Consider the following 21268-nt stretch of genomic DNA (forward strand, 5'->3'; position numbering starts at 1 on the left):
TCCGGGGTCCGTTCTTACTCGGGTTTCCGAGATTTCTTCGCGGACTTCCGTGGACTTCGGTGAGGAGTGGTGAACACGGTGGAGTGAGCGCGTGTTCGTGGGCGCGCGCCGGGGCGACCGCAGGCCGGCCTTACCCCGTTCGAACCCGCTCCGTCCGATGATTGACCAACTTTCCACCTCGGGGCCGCCGAGGCACTACCCTTTGTGACTGTCCGGCGACTGTCCGCCCATGCGGTGGTGCCCCCGAGCGCGCCAACGGCGCAGCCGCCGCCCCGCCCCGGGTTGCCCGCGTGCTCGCCGGGCGCGCCGCATCGGCCCTGCCAGGAAAGAAGACCCCCATGACGGACCGGCCCTTCGTCGGCGGTACGGACACGGCCGTCGGCCCCGCGCCGGGCTACTACCCCGACCCCTCGATCCCCGGCTTCGTCCGCTACTGGGGCGGCACCGCCTGGGTGCCCGGCACCAGCCGGCCCGCCCCCGCGGCGGGTGAGGTGCTGGAGCCGCCCCGGTTCGCGTCCCGCAGGCCGGTGCAGGGGGGTGCCGGAGTGGGTGGCGGTGCGCGGTTCGTGCCGCCGCCGGTGGCGCCGGAGGCCGGCGGGGAGGGGACGGGGTTGCCGCCGGGGGCGGGATCCGGGGAGGCGTTCGCGGCGGGGTCCGCGGTGGCCGCGGGGGAGACCGGGCCGGTGTACCTGGACCAGACCGAGGGCAGGGCGTCGTTCAGCGTCGGGCCGCCGGTGGAGCCTGCGGGCGGCCCGGTGTTCCTGCCCGCGCGTGGTGAGGCGGGGGCGTCCGCGGCGGTGGGGTACGAGTCCGTCCCGTCGGGCTGGCAGGTCGACCCGCGGACCCAGCGCGGACTGCTGGACACGGGTGACGCGCCGCGCTGGGTCTCCTGGGGCGTGCTGTCCGGGGCCGGCCCGGCTCCGGACTCCGTGGACTCCGCGCACTCCATGGGCTCTCCGGACTCCGAGGGTTTCCCGGAGCTCTCGGGCGTCCCGGGCTTTCCGGGCTTCCCGGGTGCGGGCGAGTGCGTCGCGGACGAGCGCGGGCCGGCGGCCGGATCGGGGGCCGCGCTCGGTCCTGTGCCCGGCCCCGGCGCCGCTTCCGGGCCCGGCGCAGGCCCGGTGGCGGTTCGCTCCGTCGTTCCGGCGGCTGCCGTGCCCGGTCCCGTACCGGCTTCCGCGGCCGCCTCGCCGTCCGCCCCGTCCGCCCCGTCGGTCCCGTCCGCCCCGGTGGGGTCGGCCGAGTCGGTCCCGGTGGTACCCCCTCCTGCCGCAGCCGCCGTCCGGCCGGTGGCGGAGGCCGCCCCGCGCCGCCCGTCCACCGCCCGGCGCCGCCCCGCCCGGCGGACACCCGCCGGCCCGGGGCGCCGGCTGGCCGCCCGGCTGGTGGACACCGCCGTCCTGGCCGTGGTCGCCGCCGCCGCGGGCCTCCCGCTCGGCCGCGAGGTGTCCGCCCACCTTCAGCGGAAGCTCGACCAGGCCCGGATGGCCAGCGTCCTCACCCACCACCAGGTCCAGGTCTGGCTGGTGGACGGCGTGGTGGTGGGCAGGCTCGCCGTTCTCCTCGGCATCCTGGCCTTCGTCGGACTGCTCTACGAGGTGCTGCCGACCGCCCGTACCGGCCAGACCTTCGGCAAGCGCCTGGCCCGGATCCGGGTGGTGGACGCGGCCCCGGCGGCCGCCCGCGCCCGGCTGGGCTTCGGCCGGTCGCTGCTCCGCTGGACCGTCGGGCAGCTCGCGGCCCTGCTGCTGATCGGCCTGGTCTGGCCGCTGCTCGACCGCCCGGCCCGCCGCGGCTGGCAGGACCGGGCGGCACGCACCCGGGTCGTCCGGGACTAGGACGTGTTGTGCGGGTCGAATAGGCAAAACGGACTAAATATCCCAACCCCATAGAATGCGCGATGTTCTACTCGGGGCATGAGCACCCACGACCCCTCAGGCCCCGAGCCGGAGGGGGGCGGCCAGCCCTCCTTCGACAAGCGGCCCCCGCAGTCGGGCGGCGGCACGCCGGAAGGTAAGCCGTCGGACCCGTACGGAAACCCCCCGCCGTCGTCCGGTGGCCCCGAAGACCGGCCCGGCGCGTACGGCGGTGAGTACGGCGGCGCCCCCGGCGGGTCGCCGTACGGGCAGAGCCCCTACGGCCAGTCGCCGTACGACCAGCCGCCGCCGCCCGGCTACGGCCCGACCGGACACGGCACACCGGGCGCCGGGCCCCTGCCCGGGATGCCGCCGCTCGGCAGCTGGCCCAACCGGATCCTCGCCCGGCTGATCGACTACCTGCTCGTGCAGGTCGTGGCGATCATCGTGGTACTCCCCTTCGCCAGCCTCGGTGACCGCTCCGGTTCGACCGGCGCGTTCTGGCTCGCCTGCGCGCTCTACCTGGTCTACGAGGGTCTGATGCTCAGCCGGGACGGCCAGACGCTCGGCAAGAAGGCGATGAAGATCCGGGTCGCCATGCTGGCCGACGGCAACTCGCCGGCCCCGGCCGCCGCCTGGACGCGGGCCGCCGTCTTCATCGTCCCGGCGGTCGTCTGCTGCGCCGCCCTCTGGTGGCTGATCGACGGCCTGTTCGGCGTCTTCGACAAGCCGTACCGCCAGTGCCTGCACGACAAGGCCGCGAAAACCGTGGTGGTCTCCACGGCCTGAGCGCGAGTCCTTCGGGTCCGGTGCCGCCAGGTGGTGGGTCAGCGCTGCCGGGCGTACTCGTGCCCGGCGGGGCCCGCGGCGGGTGCGGGCGCCTGGGCGGTGGCGCCCGCCGGACGCCGGCGGGCGGCGGTGGACAGCGACAGCAGGGTCACCAGCGTGCCGAGCGCGAGCGCGAAGCCCAGCAGGACGGCGGTCTCCAGGACACCGGTGGCGCCCGAGACGGCCAGCAGCGCCACGGTGGCGGCGACGACGGTGAAGGTGCCGAGGCAGATCTGAGCGGTGGTCGGGCGCGGCATGGCGGTGGTCCTTCGCACGTCGGGGGGAACGGGCGGTGCCGGGAGAGGTGCCAGGAGCCATGCCCGGCACGGGAGTTCGGTACGTTCAGGCTAGCCCGCCGGCTCCGGGGCACAGGGGGCGCACAGGCTCACCCGGGGGTCGTCCGCCCCACTCGGTACGGTGGTCGCGACCCGACCGCCGACCCTCGCAGGGAGAACCGCCGTGCCCGTCCCCGCCGACTGGCCCACCACCGAGGCCGAGGCGCTCGCCGAGCAGGAACGGCTGCGCCCGCTCGTCCAGCCGTACGGCGACAGCCCCACCGCCGACACCGGCGAGCGGCCCGACGAGGCGCTGGTCGCCGGCGTCGACGTCGCGTACGACGACGAGCGGGACCTCGTGGTCGCCGCCGCCGTCCTGCTGGACCGCGACACCCTCGCCGTCGTCGAGGAGGCCACGGCCGTCGGCCGGATCGCCTTCCCCTACGTACCCGGCCTGCTCGCCTTCCGGGAGCTTCCCGCCGTCCTGGACGCCCTGGCCGCACTCACCCGCACCCCCGGCACCGTGGTCTGCGACGGGTACGGCCTCGCCCACCCGCGCCGCCTCGGCCTGGCCAGCCATCTCGGCGTGCTCACCGGCCTGCGCACCCTCGGGGTCGCCAAGACCCCGTTCACCTTCGACCACCGCGCACCGGACGCCGCCCGCGGCTCCTGGACCCCGCTCACCGACCCCGCGACCGGCGAGGAGGTCGGGCGCGCCGTCCGCACCCGGCCCGGCGTCAAACCCGTCTTCGTCTCGGTCGGCCACCGCATCGGCCTGCCCGAAGCCGTCGACACCACCCTCGGCCTCGCCCGCCAGTACCGCCTGCCCGAGACCACCCGCCGCGCCGACTCGCTCTGCCGCCGCGCCCTCGCCGCGCTGCAGGAGAGGACGCCCACGAACTGACCCCGGGTCAGGCGGTGTGGCGTTCACCGGCGATGCCGTTCTGCCGGCCCGGGCCATGTGTTAGACATGTGTTCCCGGGCGCCGCAGAGGGCCGCGCGGGACGAACGTACGGGACGGACGCACGGGGGAGGCGCCGGGAGTGGGCACGGGGACCGGTTCGAGCGGCGGGGCCGGCGGCGGCTACCGCGTCGAGGTCGAGCAGCTGCGGGCGTTCGCCGCCCAGGTCCGGGTGCTGCTGGCCGAGTTCCAGCACTACGCCGACGGCACCACGACGCACGGCCGGAGCGGCGTTGGCAAGAACGCCTTCGGCACCTTCGCCGAGGCCACCGAACTGCACGGCCGGTACCAGGCGATGCGGGACGGCCTGCGGGACGTGCTCAACCAGCTCCAGGAAGCCGTCGACGACGCCCAGAAGAAGGCCGAACTCACCGCCACCAACTACGAGGAGCAGGAGCGCCGCACTGCGGGCAGACTCAAACTCGGCGACGACGGCTGGTCGGTGGCGGTCCCGTCCGCCACCAGCGCCGCCGCGTACGCCCGGACGGTGGCCCCGCCCCGGCACTCCGGCGGGAAGTCCGAACGGTGAGCACCGAACAGCCGAGGAAGAGCGGAGGCGACCACCGGTGAACTACACCGACTTCGGCGCGTACAGCCACGGCCAGCTCCGGAAGATGGCCGAGGCCCTGAACCCCGGCGAGGTCATGGCCGCCAGCGACCCCTGGCGCCGCGCCGCCGACACCCTCAAGGCGATCCGCACCACCCTCACCCGCGCCAGCACCGAGGCGGCCGTCAGCTGGGAGGGCAGCACCAGCGACGCCTTCCACGCCCGCATGCTCCAGCTCGCCGCCACCATCAACAACACCGCCGCCTACGCCAACGACGCCGCCATCACCCTCAAGGCCATGTCCGAGGCCATCGCCAAGGCCAAGCGCGACATGCCCGAAGAACCCAGCGGCTGGGACCAGTTCAAGGACGGCGTCGGCGACACCGTCTCCTCCCTCTTCGGCGGCGACGACGAGGACACCAAGACCGCGGTCGTCGAGCAGAAGAAGGCCGAAGCCGTCGCGGTCATGCAGACCCTCGCCATGCACTACCGCGTGGCGACACCGATGCTGAAGCCGCCGCCTCCGCCTTCTTCTTCGTCGTCGACGCAACCGGTGCGGAATGAAGACCGTGACATGGCGGGGACCGGTGACCCCGGGGGCTTGGCGGCGGCTTTCGGCGCGATGGTGACCAGTGCGACCGTCAGCAGCACTGGATCGAGACCCACAACGACGAACAGCCCCCTGCCGCGGACTCGTAGCACTGTTGACGAGTCAGGGCCGAAGCGCTCGGGGACGCCGGTGGCGGCTGCTTCGGCAGAGCCCGGTATCAAGGGAGGCACGGCACAGGCGGCGCCCAGAACGCCGTCGGTCGCGAACGTCGGCCCCGGCACTGGGATCGACGGCGCGGTGACCACAACCCCCACAACGTCAGGTGCCGGTTCCGGTACCTCGGTGGTGAAGGGTTCTGGCTCGGTTCTCGGTAGTCCCAGTGGTGCCGTGACTGGGGATGTCTTTCACGTCGGTGCTGCTGGACCGATTTCCGGCCGACCGGGTGGACTTGGCGGAGAGCAGGGCAAGAGCAGCGAGTTCGGCGAGGACACGCTCGGGCGGGAGAACGCGGCGGGCAGGCCCGTGACCGGTGGTGGTCGAGCTTTCGGCGCCGGTGAGACACACGAGGGCGGTTTTGGCTCGGGCGCCCGTGGGGGCTTGGGAGTCAGGGCCGGAGGCGGTCTGCCGGGGAGAGCCGGCAGCGGTGGTGGTGAGGGCAATCGTCCCGCCGTCGGGCAGGGCGAAAAGCAGGGCTTCACTGAGGGCGGATCCGGATTGGGAGCCCGGAACCGGGCCAGGAGTGAACTGAATGCGAACACCGCTGGTATCGCCGGCGGGATGGGCCCGGGTATGCCGGTGGGGGGTTCCCAGCGCCGTAAGAAGGACGGGGAAAGGGGCGGGAAACGCCCTGAATATCTGGTCGAGGATGAACGGACTTGGGCTTCGGAGAAGCCAGTCAATCCGAACGTGGTGGAATGAGGTCTGCCCGCAGGGAGGGCAGGCCGATCGGACCGCGTCTCGTAGATCTCTGATCTGCGAGACGCTTCGCTGAGTGGGGTGACCATTGTCGAGCAGGCGACTTGTACGCGGTGCGGCCATACTTGCCGCCGGGGCTCTGTTGTGGGGGGCCGTCGGGTCCCCGGCAGTGGCCGACCAGGTCCGGGACTCGCAGTGGATTCTGCGTAAATTCGATGTCGAGAACAAAGTCTGGCCGGTCAGCCAAGGCGAGGGCATCGTTGTCGCCGTTGTTGACAGCGGTGTTATGCAGGAACATCAGGATCTGACGGATCAGGTACTGCCGGGGACCGATTTTTCGGGCGCCAAGACCGATGGTCGGGTTGACTCCCTCGGCCACGGCACAGGAATCGCAAGCCTTATCGCGGGCCATGGCCACGGATCGCAGGCGGGCGTGATGGGTCTGGCGCCAAAGGTGAAGATCTTGCCTGTTCGCATCAGGACCAATGGCGAGTCGCCGGATCTGGCGCAATCTGATATCGCGCTCGCGGTTCGCTATGCGACTGATCATGGCGCACAGGTCATCAACATGTCCATCGGGGGATATTCACGGTTTGATTCGCAGGCGCGAGCCGCGATCAACTATGCGGTGTCCAAGGATGTTGTGGTCGTTGCCGCCGCCGGAAACGGTGCTGATCAGTCCGGGACGGTGGAATATCCCGCGGCCTTTCCAGGGGTCGTGGCTGTCGGTGCGGTTGACGAGCAGGGAAAGCTGTGGGAAAAGTCCACGGCTGGATCTGAGATCACGCTGGTGGCACCAGGTGTTGAGATCTATCATGCGTCGGCGAAGTCCGCATCGAGTTATGGAATCAGCCAGGGGACTTCGGACGGGGTCGCCTACGTCTCCGCGACGGCCGCGCTCATTCGGTCGAAGTACCCCGGTCTCTCGGCCGGGCAGGTCATCAACCGGATGATCAAGAGCGCGACTCCGCCCGGCGACGGTTCGGCGGTGCCGAATGACCGGTACGGGTACGGGGTGGTCTCTCCGGCGAAGGCGCTGGAGGCCAATCCGGCGGTGGACGGCGGGCCGAAGGAGAACCCGTTGCTGGGGCGGGCGGAGTCCCAGGGGACTCCGCCGGGGGCGACGACGGCCGTTCCCGGTGGGGAGCCCTCCGAGGACGTGACCGAGCCGCCGATGGCCGCGCCGGTGGCGGGGGCGGGCGGGAACCCGGGGATCACGTACACGTTGGTCGGCGCGGGCGGCCTGTTGGCGCTGGTGGTCGCGGGTGTGGCCGGGGCGGTGGCGGTGCGGGCGCGGCGCCGGAGGCGGGCGGTCGTGGTGCCGGGGTACGGCGGGTACCCGCATGCCGGGCCGACGGCGCCCGTGCCGCCCCCGACGCCTCCGGTGCCGCCGTCGGGGAATCCGTATCAGTGAGCGGGGCCGTGCGGCGCGTCCTCCGAAGGAGTAACCCTCCGGGTGAACGCGGTGTCGGCGGATTCGCTCGAAGGCGTGACGCGGGAGGCGGCGGTCGGGGAGGGGGTTAGAGCTTCCGGTACATCACGTGCAGGCCGATGTCGCCCTTGTCGGGGTGGTGGAAGGCCTCGGGGACGGTGGTGAGGATCTCGAAGCCGAAGGACTGCCAGAGCGCGACGGCGCGGTGGTTGGTCTCGACGACGGCGTTGAACTGCATGGCGCGGTAGCCGTCGGCGCGGGCCTGGTCGAGGACGTGGGCGCAGAGGGCGCGGGCGACTCCGCGCCCGGAGTGGCGGGGGTCGACCATGAAGCCCGCGTTGGCGACGTGGGAGCCTGGGCCGGCCTGGTTGGGGTGGCTCTCGGCGGTGCCCAGGACGGTGCCGTCCTCGTCGACGGCGACGAAGGTGCGGCCGGGGGCGGGCCTGCACCAGAGGGCGCGGGCCCGTTCCTCGCCGGTGTCGCGGTCCCAGCAGTACGTCTCGCCGGCGGCGACGATCTCACGCAGGAAGTGCCAGATGGCCGGCCAGTCGTCGGGGGTGGCTTCGCGGATGAGCATGGTGTCCAGCATGGACCGGAGCGCCCCGGTTTGACCAGGGGTTTCCGGCCTGCGGGCGGTCGGTGCGGCCCGGCGGCGGGCTGGCAGTATTTCGGCGGCCGCTGGCGGTAAGGCCGCTGGCCGGGGCGCCGGCCCGCCGTCATCCTGGATGCATGACCACCGCCGAGAACCCCGCCGCCGTCGTCCCGGACACCAAGGACTGGACCTGGGTCCTGGAGCGCCCCTGCCCGGACTGCGGCCTGGACGCCCGGTCCGTGGCCCGGGAGGAGGTCGCCGGGATGATCCGGGCCAATGCGGACGCCTGGCTGGCCGTGCTGGCCGGCGAGGAGGACGCGCTGCGCCGCCGCCGCAGTCCGGAGATCTGGTCGGACCTGGAGTACGCCTGCCACGTCCGGGACGTCTTCCGGCTGTTCCACGTCCGTCTGAACCTCATGCTCGACCACGAGAACCCGCTCTTCCCGAACTGGGACCAGGACGAGACGGCCGTCGCCGACCGCTACGGGGAGCAGCGTCCGCAGGACGTGGCCGACGGGCTGGCCGCCGCCGCGCAGACGCTGGCGGCCGCCTTCGAGGAGGTCGCGGACGGGCAGTGGCAGCGTACGGGGGGCCGCAGCGACGGCGCGCGTTTCACGGTGGAGTCGTTCTCCCTCTACCTGATCCATGACCCGGTCCACCACCTGTACGACGTCACGGGCGAGCGGGCCCGGGCCGCCGGGCGGCGGGTGGTGTAGGGGAGTTCAGCCGGTGGGCAGGCCTCCGGCCGGGGCCTGGGCCCGTGCCGGGGTCACCAGTCGGAGGCCTCGCGCAGCATGGTCCGGCGGAGCCGGCCGGCCACGCTGGCGGTGTCGGTGCCGATGACGTCGGCGATCTCGGGCGCGGCGAGACCGACGACGTAGTGCAGGATCGCCAGGTCGTCGTCGACGGGGTGGCGGACCGGTTCCGGCGGCCGGGACAGCCGGGTGTGATCGGTGACGATGCCGCGCAGGATCTGCCAGGCGTGCGCGGTCGGGTTGGAGCTGCCCAGCAACTCGCGCCAGCGGATCGCGATTTCGGCGAACGCCTGTTGGACCGCGCCGGCCGCCTCGGCCTGTTCCGGCAGCCAGACCCGGGCGTAGCTGAGGTACCGAGGCCGGTGCAGCTCACAGAAAGCCGTGAACTCCAACGGCATGTCGGGTGGTTCGCCGGGCCCCGGAGGGGGTTCGGCGGTGCTGTCATGACGAATTGTCATCTCGACTTCTCAGCAAGGGAGATGGATTTCTGACGGTCGATCATCTGTGCTCACTCTACGGTAGGCGCTCGGTGCGCTGGGTTACCAATCGGCCGGAGCGCCCGGCGTGCGCCGTCGCCCGGCCGGTTCCGGTGGCGGCCGGCGGGGCGGGGCGGACGGAGGGTTGGCGAGGGAGCGGTCGTGGCGTGGTGCGCAGTAGCGCCACGGGTGCAGGTGCGAGCGCGTCGCACCTGGTCAGGAGGTGTAGGACGGCAATAGCTGCAAGGCAGTTGATGTGCCACCGTAGGCCGTATGGAGGCTCACGTCCACGACCACGGCGCGAAGCCGCGCCCGCACAACCATTCACCCGACCACCCGCACGGTGGTGATGCCGATGATCATGCTGACGCCCGTCAGGTGCAAGCTCGCCGCTCCGGCCGCGGCGATCACGGGCGGACCCGTGCGCACGGCTCCCCGCGCCACCGTCTCGGCCATCTGCTGCGCCCGCACTCGCACGACGCGGCGGACCGGGTGGACGCCGCCCTGGAGGCCTCCGCGGACGGTCTGCGCACGCTCTGGATCTCCCTCCTGGTGCTCGGCGCCACCGCGCTGGTCCAGGCCGCCGTGGTGCTGTTCTCCGGCTCGGTGGCGCTGCTCGGCGACACCGTGCACAACCTGGCGGACGCGCTGACGGCGGTCCCGCTGGCGGTGGCCTTCCTGCTCGGCCGCCGGGCGGCGAACCGCCGCTACACCTACGGCTACGGGCGGGCCGAGGATCTGGCGGGTGTCGCGATCGTGCTCGCGGTCGCCGCCTCGGCCGGGTTCGCCGGGCTGGCCGCGGTGGACCGCCTGCTGGACCCCCGGCCGGTGGGCCACCTCTGGGCGGTGGCCGGCGCGGCGGTGGCCGGCTGTGTCGGCAACGAGTGGGTGGCCCGCTACCGGATCAGGACCGGCCGGCGGATCGGCTCGGCGGCCCTGGTGGCGGACGGTGTGCACGCCCGTACCGACGGCCTGACCTCGCTGGCGGTGCTGGCCGGCGCGGTCGGCGCCGGACTCGGCCTGCCCTGGGCGGACCCGCTGGTCGGCCTGCTGATCACGGTGGCGATCCTGTGGGTGCTGCGGGGTTCGGTGCGCGAGGTCGGCCGCAGGCTGATGGACGGGGTGGATCCGGCTCTGGTGGACGCCGCGGAGGGCGCGTTGCGCGAGGTGGAGGGCGTGCGCGGGGTGGGCGCGCTCCGAATGCGCTGGATCGGGCACACGCTGCGGGCCGAGGCGGACGTGGTGGTGGACGGCACGCTCTCGGTGGTGGCGGCGCACCGGGTGGCCGAGGCGGCGGAGCAGGCGCTGGTCCGGGCGGTCCCGCGCCTGCTGGCCGCCACCGTGCACATCGACCACGCTCCGGCGGCCTGAGGCCGAATCGCGAAGCGCGGCCGCGGGTGTGATCGCTCGTCAGTTCTGGCGTCCGGTCTCCGCCGGGGTGATCCGGTCGTCCGCCGCGGTGCGCCGCTCGACCTGGGCGGGGAACGATTCGAGGGCTCGCCGGCGGGCCAGTTGCGCCGCTGCGGCGGCCGCGGCGCCGGCGGCGCTCGCGAGTCTCGCGGTGTCGGCCTCGTCCCCGCCGTGCACGGTGAGTCTCGCGAGGTCGGCCCCGGTGCCCCGCCGGTCGCGGCCGACGGCGCTGCGTGCGGCGTGTTCCTCGGCCGCCTGTCTCGCGGCCAGATAGGCCTGGACGGCGGCCATCCCGTACACCGGCTGGATCAGCTGGTGGCCCTTGAAGAAGGGTCTGGCCGGGGCGAACCCGGCGGCGACCACGAGGTCGCGAATCTCGGCTATCTCCGCCTCGCTGCGGGCGGTGAAGCGGACCTCCCAGCCTTTCTTGTACGTATGGCCCTGTTCGCCGCTCCGGCGGGCCGGGTCCGGCCGGCGGACGTATCCGGGCAGGCGGCCGAGGCGGAGTTGGGCCGCGCGGAGGCCGGCGGTCTCGTCACGTGACATGAAGTAAGGGTAGGCAATCCGGAGGGCGGGAGTGACTCCCGGAGGGGCTTCGGCGTATGCCCTTGGTCACCCACGGTCAAACGCCCTGGTCGGCGATCGGCTTCGATCGGTGATGACAACCATAAGGCCGACCATTGCTCCGAATGGGTGAGGGTATGGGGACTTTAGTGCGGGCTGATCCCGGTTTCGCGACGGTTGGGTAACAGTGCGTCAGGCGCCTGATGGCCGGTCGGTGCTGTTGGGGATGGTGTCGGCATGAGCTACCGGATTCCCTCGCCGCCGCCTTCCCTGGAGGAGCTGGCGAAGCGTCAGCAGAATGTTGTCACCGCCAGCCAGTTGCGCGCCCGCGGCGTGCCGGCCCGGGTCGTCAGTGAGCACTGCCGCCGTGGTGGCCCGTGGCGGCGGCTGCTGCCCCGCGTCTACCTGTTGCAGGACGAAGGGCCGACGCCGGAGCAGCGGATGTGGGCCGCCCTGCTGTACGCCGCGCAGAACGGCCGGGAGGAGGGCCGCCGCGAGGGCGCGGTGATCACCGGTACGGCCGCGCTCGCGCTGTACGGCTTCGCGGCCGCGCCGCGGCTGACCGCCGTCACCGGGGTGGACGTCCTGGTGCCCCGGCAGCGCCGACTGAAGGACGCCGGTGAGGTGCGGATCCGGCGCACCGAGCGGGAGTTGGTGGCCCGGTCCGTACAGGGCCTGGCGTGTGCGCCGGTCGCCCGGGCGGTCGCCGACGCGCTGTGCGCGTGGACGGCGGACGGGGCCGCGCCGGGCGTCGCGGCCGGCCCGCGGCTGGTCCGCGAGGTCCTGCGCGAGGCCGTGCACCGGCCGGACGTCCGCTGCACGGCGGGGGAGTTGGTCGCCGAGCTGACCGAGTCCGGGCTGATCGCCGACCCGGCCGTGCGGGCCGCACTGGACGAACTGCTGGCCGCCGAGCGGGATGTGGCGCTGGACCGGGTCGGCGAGGTGGTGGACGCGTGGCTGCTGCCCGCCCCGCTGGCCGGCCCCGAACTGCGGATGCGCGGCGGCACCTACATCGCCGTTCCGGACCTCTACTGGCCGCAGGCGGGCGTGGCGGTGGAGGTCGACTCGGAGCTGCGCTGTGTCAGCGAGGGGGAGACCGCCTGGGTGCGCGGCGGCCAGCAGCGGATGGAGTACCTCGGGGTCCGGGTGGTCCACCTCTCCGGCGCGCGGCTGGCCGCCGACCCGGACGCGGTCGGCGCGGAGCTGCGCGAGGCGTTGTTGCGGGGTGGCACCGACGTGGTGGAGCTGATGGTCACCGAGTTCTGAACCGCGTGCCGAACCGCGTGCCGAGGCGAAACGCCGTGGTGGACGCCGGGCCGAGTGCCGAGCGGTCTGCGGAGCAGGGGCTCAGCTCCGCACCACCGGGGAGCCGACCAGCTCGACCCCGGCGGCCCGCAGCTCCTCCAGCGCGGCGGAGACGGTCGCCGGCATGACGCCCGCCGTCAGGTCCAGCAGGACGCGGGTGGTGAAGCCCGCCCTGGCCGCGTCCAGCGCGGTGGCCTTGACGCAGTGGTCGGTGGCGAGGCCGACCACGTCCACCTCGGTGACCTGCCGCTCGCGCAGCCACTCCACCGGTCCGCGGTTGTTCTCGTCGATCCCCTCGAACCCGCTGTACGCCGCCGCGTAGGCGCCCTTGTCGAAGACCGCCTCGATGGCGCCCGAGGTGACGGAGGGCGCGAAGTTGGGGTGGAAACCCACACCCTCGGTGCCCGCCACGCAGTGCACCGGCCAGCTGTTGATGTAGTCCGGCCGGTCGGAGAAGTGGTCGCCCGGGTCGATGTGGTTGTCGCGGGTGGCGAGGATGTGCTGGTACCCGGGGGAGGACTCGGCGATCAGGTCGGTGATCGCGGCGGCCACCTCGGCCCCGCCGGAGACGGCCAGGCTGCCGCCCTCGCAGAAGTCGTTCTGCACGTCGACGACGATCAGTGCCCGGTGCATGGCTCGCATCCTCGGTTGTGGGGGGTCTGCGCCCCGGCGGTGGGAGCCCTCGGGAGGTCCTCGGGAGCTCCGCGGGAACTCTACGGCTGACTCTAGGGAGTGGCGCGCGGAGGTGGAAGGCCCGGGCCCGCCGCCTCCGCGCGAGACCTGCGTTCGAACGTTCAGACGATCAGTTCGGTGGGCAGCACCGGATCGCCCTTGGACAGCTGGGTGGCCGACAGCGGCAGCGCCGCCCGGGCCCGGACGTGCCGCTCGCGGGCCGCGCTCAGGGGTTCCCGGCCGACCACCTCGCCCGCCCGGACCAGCGGCACCTGCATCAGGTACGGCTCCAGCCCGGCCGGGACGGGCCCGGTGCCGACCACCTCGGCCTCGGCGACGCCCTCCCCGTCGGGCCGGCGCGCCGCCCACTTGCGGCCGCCGATGCTGGTCTTGCCGCCGGCCGCGCGCTTGGCCACCGGGGCCAGCGGCCCGTCCGCCGACGTGGCCCGGGCGACCAGCTTGTAGACCATCGCGCAGGTCGGGTGGCCGCTGCCGGTGACCAGGCTGGTGCCGACGCCGTAGCCGTCCACGGGTGCGGCGGCCAGCGCGGCGATCGCGTACTCGTCCAGGTCCGAGGTGACGATGATCTTCGTCCGCTCGGCGCCGAGCTCGTCCAGCTGGCGGCGGACCCGGTGGGCCAGCAGGGTGAGGTCGCCGGAGTCGATCCGGACCGCGCCCAGCTCCGGTCCGGCCACCTCGACGGCGGTGCGCACCGCCTCGCGCAGGTCGAAGGTGTCGACCAGCAGGGTGGTGCCCTTGCCCATGGAGGCGATCTGCGCCCGGAACGCGTCGCGCTCGCTGTCGTGCACCAGGGTGAAGGCGTGTGCGGCGGTGCCGGTGGTCGGGATGCCGTAGGTGAAGCCGGCCTCCAGGTCGGAGGTGGCGCCGAAGCCGGCCACGTAGGCGGCCCGGGCTGCCGCGACGGCGGCGTGCTCGTGGGCGCGCCGGGCACCCATCTCGATGCAGGGGCGCCCGCCGGCGGCGGCGGTCATCCGGGAGGCGGCGGCGGCGATCGCCGAGTCGTGGTTGAGGATGGAGAGGATCACCGTCTCCAGGATCACCGCCTCGGCGAAGGTGCCCTCGACGGTGAGCAGCGGCGATCCGGGGAAGTAGACCTCGCCCTCCGGGTAGCCGTGGATGTCACCGGTGAACCGGTAGTCGGCCAGGTAGCGCAGGGTGTCCTCGTCGGCCACGCCCTGGCCGGCCAGCCAGTCGAGCTGTGCGGCGGTGAAACGGAAGTCCTCGACGGCGTCCAGCACCCGGCCGGTGCCGGCCATCACGCCGTAGCGCCGGCCGTTCGGGAGCCGGCGGGTGAACACCTCGAAGACGGAGCGGCGGTGCGCGGCCCCGCTGCGCAGGGCTGCCTGCAGCATGGTGAGCTCATAACGATCGGTGAACAGCGCGGTCGAGCCGGCCGCGCGCACGGAAGTGGCGTCCATGTGGATGATGCTACTACCACTTAGCGTCAGAGTGACGATTTCTCGTTCGCGGTACCTGGGGCGGAATCGCCCGAGGGTCCCCCGGATGGCAGCATGGGGGCTGGAAGGGCATGTGGGAGAGAGCACAGCGAGGGAGGACCCAGCGGTGAGTGTCGCGCCCGCGGAGATCGAGCGCCCGGAGGTCGAAGGCCTGCCGGTGGTGGAGCCGGACACGCCCTGGGTGACCATCGTGCACAACGATCCGGTCAACCTGATGAGCTACGTCCAGCACGTCTTCCAGGCCTACTTCGGCTACCCGAAGGACAAGGCGAGGAAGCTGATGATGGAGGTGCACAGCAAGGGCCGGGCAGTGGTCTCCAGCGGCTCCCGCGAGGAGATGGAGCGCGACGTCCAGGCGATGCACGGGTACGGCCTCTGGGCCACCCTGCAGCACGACTGACCCGCCGGCGCGGGCTCCGCACACCACCGAATCGACGAGACGGGCTGACCGATACAGATGGCTGGGTTGTTCGAGAGTGCCGGCGGCGGGAGCGCTGCGATCGCGCTGGACGAGCTGGAGGCCTCCATCCTGCGCTCCCTGGAGGTGCAGATGCTGGAGCTGATCGGCCCCGGCCCGGCGGCGGAGGGCGGCGGCGACCCGCTGGCCGCGCTGTTCGCCGAGGGGCCCACCGAGGCGCCCGCCGATCCGGCGCTGGCCAGGCTCTTCCCGGACGCGTACGGCGATCCGGAGCGGCCCGAGGAGGCCGAGGACAAGGTGGCCTCCGCCGAGTTCCGCCGCTACACCGAGCTGGACCTGCGCGCCCGCAAGCGCGAGGACGCGCTGCACGTGGTCCGGGCCCTGGACGGGCTGGGCGGCGAGGGCGGGGTGCTCAAGCTGGCCGCCGCCGACGGTCTGCGCTGGCTGGGCGCGCTCAACGACCTGCGGCTGACGCTGGGCGTGCGGCTGGAGGTCACCGAGGAGGACGAGCAGGGGCTGTACGACCTGCCGGACACCGACGAGCGCAAGCCGCTGGTGATGGCCTACCTCTGGCTGGGCGCACTCCAGGAGTCGCTGCTGGAGGCGATCGCGGACTGATTCTCCCGCCGCCGGGCCGCCCCGACCATCTGTCCACATGATGGACCGATGGTCGGGGCATTTCTGTCTAAAACGGGCGAAAACCTACCAGGTCATGCTCAAATGTCGCTCAGATGAACACCGCTATTCGGAGCCTGCGTGGTACGACTTCCTCCTCCCCACGAGACCCACCCAGGACGGTGAACCATGGCCGAACAGCTCTACGACGAAGTCGTCGACGCCAAGCCGGACGAGGAGGGTTACCAGCGGGGGCTGGGCAGTCGCCAGATCCAGATGATCGCCATCGGTGGCGCCATCGGCACCGGCCTCTTCCTCGGTGCGGGCACGGCGATCTCCAGGTCGGGGCCGAGCCTGATCCTGTCCTACGCCGTCGCCGGCGTGGTGATCTTCGTGATCATGCGGGCCCTCGGCGAACTGCTCACCTACCGCCCGGTGTCGGGCAGCTTCGCGGAGTACGCGCGGGAGTTCCTCGGCCCCTTCGCGGGTTATGTGACCGGCTGGACGTACTGGCTCTTCTGGGTGGTCACGGGCATGGCGGAAACCACCGCCGCCGCCGTCTACATACGGTTCTGGGCGCCCGACATCCCGCAGTGGATCAGCGCGCTGACCTTCCTGGTCATCCTGTACGCGGCCAACCTGATCTCGGTGAAGCTGTTCGGCGAGATCGAGTTCTGGTTCTCCATGGTCAAGGTGACGGCCATCATCGGCATGATCCTGATCGGCATCGGCGTGCTCACCCTGGGCTTCAGCAAAGCCGGTGACACCGCGTCGATCACCCACCTCTGGGACAACGGCGGCTTCTTCCCCAAGGGCATCGGCGCCACCGTGATGACGTTGCAGATCGTGATGTTCGCCTACCTCGGCGTCGAACTCGTGGGCGTCACCGCCGGGGAGAGCGAGAACCCGCAGAAGACCCTGCCGCGGGCCATCAACACCCTGCCCTGGCGCATCGTGCTGTTCTACATCGGCGCCCTGACGATCATCCTCGCGCTGGTGCCGTGGACCGAATTCCAGCCCGGCGTCAGCCCGTTCGTCGCCGCTTTCGGCAAGATAGGCATCCCGGCCGCGGCCGGCATCATCAACTTCGTGGTGCTCACCGCCGCGCTCTCCTCCTGCAACTCCGGCATGTACTCCACCGGCCGCATGCTGCGCGACCTCGCCCTGCGCGGCCAGGCCCCCGGCCGGCTCACCGGCCTCAACGCGCGCCGCACCCCCGCCGTCGCGATCACCGTCTCCTCGCTGCTGATGGGCGTCGGCGTGGTGCTCAACTACCTGGTGCCGGCCAAGGCGTTCGAGTACATCACCTCGGTCGCCACCGTCTGCGGGCTCTGGACCTGGGCGATGATCCTGATCTGCCAGATCCGCTACCGCCGGGCCTGGCGGAACGGCCACCTGCCACCGCCCAGCTTCAAGGCGCCCGGCGGTGTCTGGAGCAGCTGGGCCGCTCTCGCCTTCCTCGCCCTGGTCGTCGTGCTGATCGCCTTCGACCCGATCAGCCGGATCTCGCTCTACGTCTTCCCGGTCTGGGCCGTGCTCCTGGTCGTCGGCTACCAGGTGCTCAAGCGCACCCGCCCGCAGGCCGTCCACGGCACCGCCCATGACCACCTGCACGTCGGCGACAGCGGCTGAGCCGGGCCGTGGACGCCCCGGCGGACACCGGCCGGGGCGTGGCTATCCTGGCCGCATGCTGACCATCACCCGAGAACTGCGCGACGCGATCGTCGCCCACGCCCGCGCCGACCATCCGGACGAGGCCTGCGGCGTGGTCGCCGGACCGGTCGGCAGCGGACGGCCGGAGCGGTTCATCCCGATGCTCAACGCCGCCCGGTCGCCCACCTTCTACGAGTTCGACTCGGGTGACCTGCTCAAGCTCTACCGCGAGATGGACGACCGGGACGAGGAGCCCGTGATCGTCTACCACTCGCACACCGCCACCGAGGCCTACCCGTCGCGCACCGACGTGAGCTACGCCTCCGAGCCGTTCGCCCACTACGTCCTGGTCTCCACCGCCGAGGGCAACGGCGCGGACGACCCGTACCAGTTCCGCTCGTTCCGCATCGTGGACGGCGCGATCACAGAGGAAGACGTCCAGGTAGTCGAGGCCTACCCGGCCTGACCAGCACCCACCTGGGCGGGGCCCGCCGACTGTCCGCGAAGCGGTCGGCGGGCCGTGCTGTCTCAGCAGCAGAAACGGAAACATCCGGATCCCGAGACGGGCATGTCGGAGCGGGCCCGGGAATCTATACGATGAGTCCATGCGTTCCGTCGATGTGAGCAACCAGGCCCCGGGCATCCGCCTTGTGGCGCGCCTGCACGTCGACCTGTGCCGGCTCGCCAGTGCGATCTGTCCCGGCACGCCGGCGCGCTCGCGCTGAGCCGCCCGTCCAGGCCCGCCGTCGGCCCCAGGCCCCGGGCCCACCCCGCCCTGCCGCGTCCGCTGCGGCCCACCACCCCACCACTCGCACAGGAGCGCACCCATGGCCATCGAGGTCCGCATCCCGACCATCCTCCGCACCTACACCGACGGCGCCAAGGCCGTCGAGGGCACCGGTAGCAACCTCGGGGAACTCTTCCACGACCTCGACGCCCGCCACCCGGGCATCGCCGCCCGCCTGCTGGACGGCGGCGAGCTGCGCCGCTTCGTCAACGTCTACCTCAACGACGAGGACGTCCGCTTCCTGGAGGGCATCTCCACCGCCCTCGCCGACGGTGACAGCGTCACCATCCTGCCCGCCGTGGCCGGCGGCGCCCGCTGACCTCCCGCTCTCCCGCCCGATCGCCCACCGGGCGGCGCGGGCGGGAGAGCCGCCGCACCCGACCCTCACCGCCGTTGCCGGAGGCCCCCCTTGCGTTACGACAGCCCGCTCGAAGCCGTCGGCAACACCCCGCTGGTCCGCCTGCCCCGACTCTCCGCCGCGCTCCCCGGCAACGCCGACGGCCTGGTGAGCATCTGGGCCAAGCTGGAGGACCGCAACCCCACCGGGTCCATCAAGGACCGCCCGGCGCTGCACATGATCGAGCGCGCCGAGGCCGCCGGCCGGCTCACCCCCGGCTGCACCATCCTGGAGCCCACCAGCGGCAACACCGGCATCTCGCTCGCCATGGCCGCCAAGCTCAAGGGCTACCGGATGGTCTGTGTGATGCCCGAGAACACCAGTGAGGAACGGCGCGAGCTGCTCCGCATGTGGGGCGCCGAGATCATCGCCTCCCCGGCCGCCGGCGGCTCCAACACCGCGGTGCGGATCGCCAAGGAGATCGCCGCCGAGCACCCCGACTGGGTGATGCTCTACCAGTACGGCAACCCGGACAACGCCGGTGCCCACTACGCCACCACCGGGCCCGAGATCCTCGCCGACCTGCCCACCGTCACCCACTTCGTGGCCGGCCTCGGCACCACCGGCACCCTGATGGGCGTCGGCCGGTTCCTGCGCGAGAAGGTCCCCGGCGTGCAGATCGTCGCCGCCGAGCCCCGCTACGACGACCTGGTCTACGGTCTGCGCAACCTCGACGAGGGCTTCGTCCCCGAGCTGTACGACGCCGAGGTGCTCACCACCCGCTTCTCGGTCGGCTCCGCCGACGCCGTCCGCCGCACCCGCGAGCTCCTCCAGCAGGAGGGCATCTTCGCCGGCGTCTCCACCGGCGCCATCCTGCACGCCGCCATCGGCGCCGGCCGCAAGGCCGCCGCGGCCGGCCGCCGCGCCGACATCGTCTTCGTGGTCGCCGACGGTGGCTGGAAGTACCTCTCCACCGGCATCTACACCGCCGAGACCACCGAGGACGCGGTCGAGGCCCTTCAGGGCCAGCTCTGGGCGTAGGGCCCTTCCCGCCGAACGGGCCGGACGGCCCGACCGCTAGACCCCGGCCGCGTGCCGGGCCCGGGCCCAGGTCTGCCCGTCCACCGCACCGGCCCGGCGGCGGAAGGCCGAGAGCGGCACCTCGCGCAGCTCGTCGGTCTCCAGCCAGCTGCTCCGGCCCTGCCGGTCGGCCACCGTGCCGGGCGGCAGCGGCAGCACCCCGGGGCGGTCGGCGTGGTGCTTGCTGGTGATCTTCGCGACGGTCGCGACCCGGCCGTTCACCCGCAGCACCAGACAGGGGCGGTCCTTCGACCCCGGGCCGTCCTCGAACGGGACCTCGGCCCACCAGATCTCCTGCGGCGCCGGTCCGGGACGGCCCTTCGCCGGCCGTGGCGCGGCCGGTGCGGGCGCCTGCCGGGCCCGCCGGACCAGCGCCGGCACGACGAAGGCCAGGGCCGCGACCGCCGCCACCGCCAGGACCACCCAGATGCCAGTCATGCGGCCGACCGTACCGGGCACGCGGCTCCCCGCACCACTGTGACCGTCGCCGCGGCCGGGTATTTGTCCGGACTCTGCTTCCGGTTCGTCACGGAATGACCACAGAGTCCGATCTTGGGCGAGGATGCCCCCGGCCCCCGGAAAGGCTGCTCACGAACGTTTCCCGACGCAAACGGAGTGACCCCGTGAGGCACAGCACCGACCTGTGGACCTACACCGAGATCGCCCGCCACATCAAGGTCCAGCCGGAGACCGTCCGCAACTACCGCAGGCACGGCCTGCTGCCCGCCCCCGACGTCGTCGACGGCAGCGGCCACCCCCGCTGGTACCCCGCCACGATCAGGACCTGGGCCCGCAGGCGCCCCGGCCACCGCTGAACCGGAGACGCCGCCCCCGGCCCAGGCGTTCTGGTGATTCCAGCCACAGCGCGGCACGGAGACGGGGGCAAAGTGCCGCTCCCCCCTTACTCTCGACACGCGAACGCAGTGCTACCGGCCGGTTCACCGGCCCGTACTGCCATTGACCAGCAGCAGCCAGGACGTGTCGGGGCGGAGGGGCTCGGATGAAACTGACCGTGGTGGGGTGCTCGGGGAGCTTCCCGTCCGCCGACTCGCCGTGCTCCAGCTACCTCGTCGAGGCCGACGGCTACCGGGTGGTGCTCGACCTCGGCAACGGCGCGCTCGGCGCCCTGCAGAAGTACGCCGACCTCTACGAGGTGGACGCCGTCCTGCTCAGCCACCTCCACGCCGACCACTGCATCGACCTCTGCGCCTACTGGGTCGCGCGCAACTACCGTGCCGGGGGCTGTCCCGACCCGATGCCGGTCTACGGCCCGGCCGGGACCGCCGAACGGCTCGCCCGCGCCTACGACATGCCGGAGGACCCCGGCATGAAGGAGGTCTTCGACTTCCGCACCCTCACTCCCGGCGGCTTCGACCTCGGCCCGCTGCGGATCGGGGTCGCGCAGGTCAACCACCCGGTCGACGCCTTCGCCTTCCGGCTCGAACACAACGGCCGGGCCCTCGTCTACTCCGGCGACACCGGGGAGAGCGCCGAACTCGTCGAGCTCGCCCGCGACAGCGACCTCTTCCTCTGCGAGGCCGCCTACCTCGACGGCCGGGACACCTACCGCGCCGTCCACCTCAACGGCCGTGAGGCCGGTGAACACGCCACCGCCGCCCGCGCCCGGCGCCTCGTGCTCACCCACATCCCGCCGTGGACCGACGCCGAGCACAACCTGCGGGACGCCGCCGAGGCCTTCGCCGGCCCGGTCGAGGTCGCCCGGGCCGGCGCGGTGTACGAGATCTGAGTCCGCACCCGGAGA

General features: G+C 72.5%; 25 protein-coding genes. 18 read left to right on the forward strand and 7 right to left on the reverse strand.

Going from position 1 to position 21268, the window contains the following annotated elements; translation table 11 throughout:
* Positions 1-338 precede the first annotated feature (338 nt).
* The gene (locus AB0P06_RS10430; RefSeq protein ID WP_363606616.1) at positions 339-1838 is read left to right on the forward strand and encodes an RDD family protein; all 1500 of its coding nucleotides are present in this window, start codon (positions 339-341) and stop codon (positions 1836-1838) included.
* 78 nt (positions 1839-1916) lie between these two features.
* Positions 1917-2645, forward strand: coding sequence for an RDD family protein (locus AB0P06_RS10435; protein WP_363606617.1), 729 nt, complete (start codon positions 1917-1919; stop codon positions 2643-2645).
* A gap of 38 nt (positions 2646-2683) precedes the next feature.
* Here the strand turns inward: AB0P06_RS10435 and AB0P06_RS10440 are convergent, their stop codons facing one another.
* Positions 2684-2941: a hypothetical protein gene (locus AB0P06_RS10440; protein WP_363606618.1), complete on the reverse strand. Its 258-nt coding sequence runs from the start codon at positions 2939-2941 to the stop codon at positions 2684-2686.
* Positions 2942-3143: 202 nt separating this feature from the next.
* Here AB0P06_RS10440 and AB0P06_RS10445 point away from each other — a divergent pair, with 202 nt between their 5' ends.
* The 4 genes from AB0P06_RS10445 to mycP all read left to right on the forward strand — a co-directional run bounded on the left by AB0P06_RS10445 (position 3144) and on the right by mycP (position 7346).
* A complete protein-coding gene (locus AB0P06_RS10445) occupies positions 3144-3863 on the forward strand; it encodes an endonuclease V (protein WP_363606619.1) in 720 nt (239 codons plus the stop codon).
* Between the two features lie 139 nt (positions 3864-4002).
* Complete coding sequence (locus AB0P06_RS10450; protein ID WP_363606620.1) at positions 4003-4449, forward strand: hypothetical protein; 447 nt, start codon at positions 4003-4005, stop codon at positions 4447-4449.
* A 37-nt stretch (positions 4450-4486) separates the two neighbouring features.
* On the forward strand, positions 4487-5935 hold the full coding sequence (locus tag AB0P06_RS10455; RefSeq protein ID WP_363606621.1) for a hypothetical protein: 1449 nt from the start codon (positions 4487-4489) through the stop codon (positions 5933-5935).
* Between the two features lie 166 nt (positions 5936-6101).
* Positions 6102-7346 carry a type VII secretion-associated serine protease mycosin gene (mycP, locus tag AB0P06_RS10460; RefSeq protein ID WP_363606622.1) on the forward strand — a complete coding sequence of 415 codons (1245 nt, stop codon included), beginning with the start codon at positions 6102-6104 and terminating at the stop codon, positions 7344-7346.
* A 106-nt stretch (positions 7347-7452) separates the two neighbouring features.
* On the opposite strand, the gene AB0P06_RS10465 is transcribed toward mycP, so the two are convergent.
* Positions 7453-7941, reverse strand: a complete 489-nt coding sequence (locus AB0P06_RS10465; protein ID WP_363606624.1) for a GNAT family N-acetyltransferase — start codon at positions 7939-7941, stop codon at positions 7453-7455.
* Positions 7942-8093: 152 nt separating this feature from the next.
* Here AB0P06_RS10465 and AB0P06_RS10470 point away from each other — a divergent pair, with 152 nt between their 5' ends.
* Positions 8094-8672 (forward strand): DinB family protein, encoded by a 579-nt coding sequence (locus AB0P06_RS10470; RefSeq protein ID WP_363606625.1) that lies wholly within the window; start codon positions 8094-8096, stop codon positions 8670-8672.
* Between the two features lie 53 nt (positions 8673-8725).
* Here AB0P06_RS10470 and AB0P06_RS10475 read toward each other — a convergent pair whose 3' ends face one another.
* A complete protein-coding gene (locus AB0P06_RS10475; protein WP_363606626.1) occupies positions 8726-9169 on the reverse strand; it encodes a hypothetical protein in 444 nt (147 codons plus the stop codon).
* Positions 9170-9460: 291 nt separating this feature from the next.
* On the opposite strand from AB0P06_RS10475, the gene AB0P06_RS10480 reads away from it, so the two are divergent.
* Complete coding sequence (locus AB0P06_RS10480) at positions 9461-10558, forward strand: cation diffusion facilitator family transporter (protein WP_363606627.1); 1098 nt, start codon at positions 9461-9463, stop codon at positions 10556-10558.
* Positions 10559-10597: 39 nt separating this feature from the next.
* On the opposite strand, the gene AB0P06_RS10485 is transcribed toward AB0P06_RS10480, so the two are convergent.
* Complete coding sequence (locus AB0P06_RS10485; RefSeq protein WP_363606629.1) at positions 10598-11143, reverse strand: hypothetical protein; 546 nt, start codon at positions 11141-11143, stop codon at positions 10598-10600.
* A 255-nt stretch (positions 11144-11398) separates the two neighbouring features.
* Between AB0P06_RS10485 and AB0P06_RS10490 the strand changes: the two genes are divergently transcribed.
* The gene (locus AB0P06_RS10490) at positions 11399-12427 is read left to right on the forward strand and encodes a hypothetical protein (RefSeq protein WP_363606630.1); all 1029 of its coding nucleotides are present in this window, start codon (positions 11399-11401) and stop codon (positions 12425-12427) included.
* A gap of 81 nt (positions 12428-12508) precedes the next feature.
* Here the strand turns inward: AB0P06_RS10490 and AB0P06_RS10495 are convergent, their stop codons facing one another.
* Together AB0P06_RS10495 and AB0P06_RS10500 are read right to left on the reverse strand one after the other, a co-directional pair.
* On the reverse strand, positions 12509-13099 hold the full coding sequence (locus AB0P06_RS10495; RefSeq protein WP_363606632.1) for an isochorismatase family protein: 591 nt from the start codon (positions 13097-13099) through the stop codon (positions 12509-12511).
* A 161-nt stretch (positions 13100-13260) separates the two neighbouring features.
* Positions 13261-14577 carry a nicotinate phosphoribosyltransferase gene (locus AB0P06_RS10500; RefSeq protein ID WP_363606633.1) on the reverse strand — a complete coding sequence of 439 codons (1317 nt, stop codon included), beginning with the start codon at positions 14575-14577 and terminating at the stop codon, positions 13261-13263.
* Between the two features lie 145 nt (positions 14578-14722).
* On the opposite strand from AB0P06_RS10500, the gene clpS reads away from it, so the two are divergent.
* The 7 genes from clpS (at position 14723) to AB0P06_RS10535 (ending at position 19467) form a co-directional block, all read left to right on the forward strand.
* Positions 14723-15016: an ATP-dependent Clp protease adapter ClpS gene (clpS, locus tag AB0P06_RS10505; protein ID WP_363606635.1), complete on the forward strand. Its 294-nt coding sequence runs from the start codon at positions 14723-14725 to the stop codon at positions 15014-15016.
* A gap of 57 nt (positions 15017-15073) precedes the next feature.
* Positions 15074-15652, forward strand: a complete 579-nt coding sequence (locus tag AB0P06_RS10510; protein WP_363606636.1) for a DUF2017 domain-containing protein — start codon at positions 15074-15076, stop codon at positions 15650-15652.
* A gap of 186 nt (positions 15653-15838) precedes the next feature.
* Entirely contained in the window at positions 15839-17281 is a 1443-nt protein-coding gene (locus AB0P06_RS10515) for an amino acid permease (RefSeq protein ID WP_363606637.1), read from the forward strand.
* A gap of 55 nt (positions 17282-17336) precedes the next feature.
* Positions 17337-17768: a M67 family metallopeptidase gene (locus AB0P06_RS10520; protein ID WP_363606638.1), complete on the forward strand. Its 432-nt coding sequence runs from the start codon at positions 17337-17339 to the stop codon at positions 17766-17768.
* Between the two features lie 139 nt (positions 17769-17907).
* Positions 17908-18027 carry a putative leader peptide gene (locus AB0P06_RS10525; protein ID WP_363606640.1) on the forward strand — a complete coding sequence of 40 codons (120 nt, stop codon included), beginning with the start codon at positions 17908-17910 and terminating at the stop codon, positions 18025-18027.
* A gap of 102 nt (positions 18028-18129) precedes the next feature.
* A complete protein-coding gene (locus AB0P06_RS10530; protein WP_350544771.1) occupies positions 18130-18408 on the forward strand; it encodes a MoaD/ThiS family protein in 279 nt (92 codons plus the stop codon).
* 90 nt (positions 18409-18498) lie between these two features.
* The gene (locus tag AB0P06_RS10535) at positions 18499-19467 is read left to right on the forward strand and encodes a cysteine synthase (protein WP_363606642.1); all 969 of its coding nucleotides are present in this window, start codon (positions 18499-18501) and stop codon (positions 19465-19467) included.
* 36 nt (positions 19468-19503) lie between these two features.
* Here AB0P06_RS10535 and AB0P06_RS10540 read toward each other — a convergent pair whose 3' ends face one another.
* Positions 19504-19944 carry a type II toxin-antitoxin system PemK/MazF family toxin gene (locus AB0P06_RS10540; RefSeq protein ID WP_363606644.1) on the reverse strand — a complete coding sequence of 147 codons (441 nt, stop codon included), beginning with the start codon at positions 19942-19944 and terminating at the stop codon, positions 19504-19506.
* 185 nt (positions 19945-20129) lie between these two features.
* Here AB0P06_RS10540 and AB0P06_RS10545 point away from each other — a divergent pair, with 185 nt between their 5' ends.
* On the forward strand, positions 20130-20321 hold the full coding sequence (locus tag AB0P06_RS10545) for a MerR family transcriptional regulator (protein ID WP_363606646.1): 192 nt from the start codon (positions 20130-20132) through the stop codon (positions 20319-20321).
* A gap of 185 nt (positions 20322-20506) precedes the next feature.
* Positions 20507-21253: an MBL fold metallo-hydrolase gene (locus AB0P06_RS10550; RefSeq protein WP_363606647.1), complete on the forward strand. Its 747-nt coding sequence runs from the start codon at positions 20507-20509 to the stop codon at positions 21251-21253.
* The last annotated feature ends 15 nt before the right edge of the window (positions 21254-21268 follow it).

Source organism: Kitasatospora sp. NPDC088351 (assembly GCF_040685575.1).
GTDB lineage: Bacteria > Actinomycetota > Actinomycetes > Streptomycetales > Streptomycetaceae > Kitasatospora.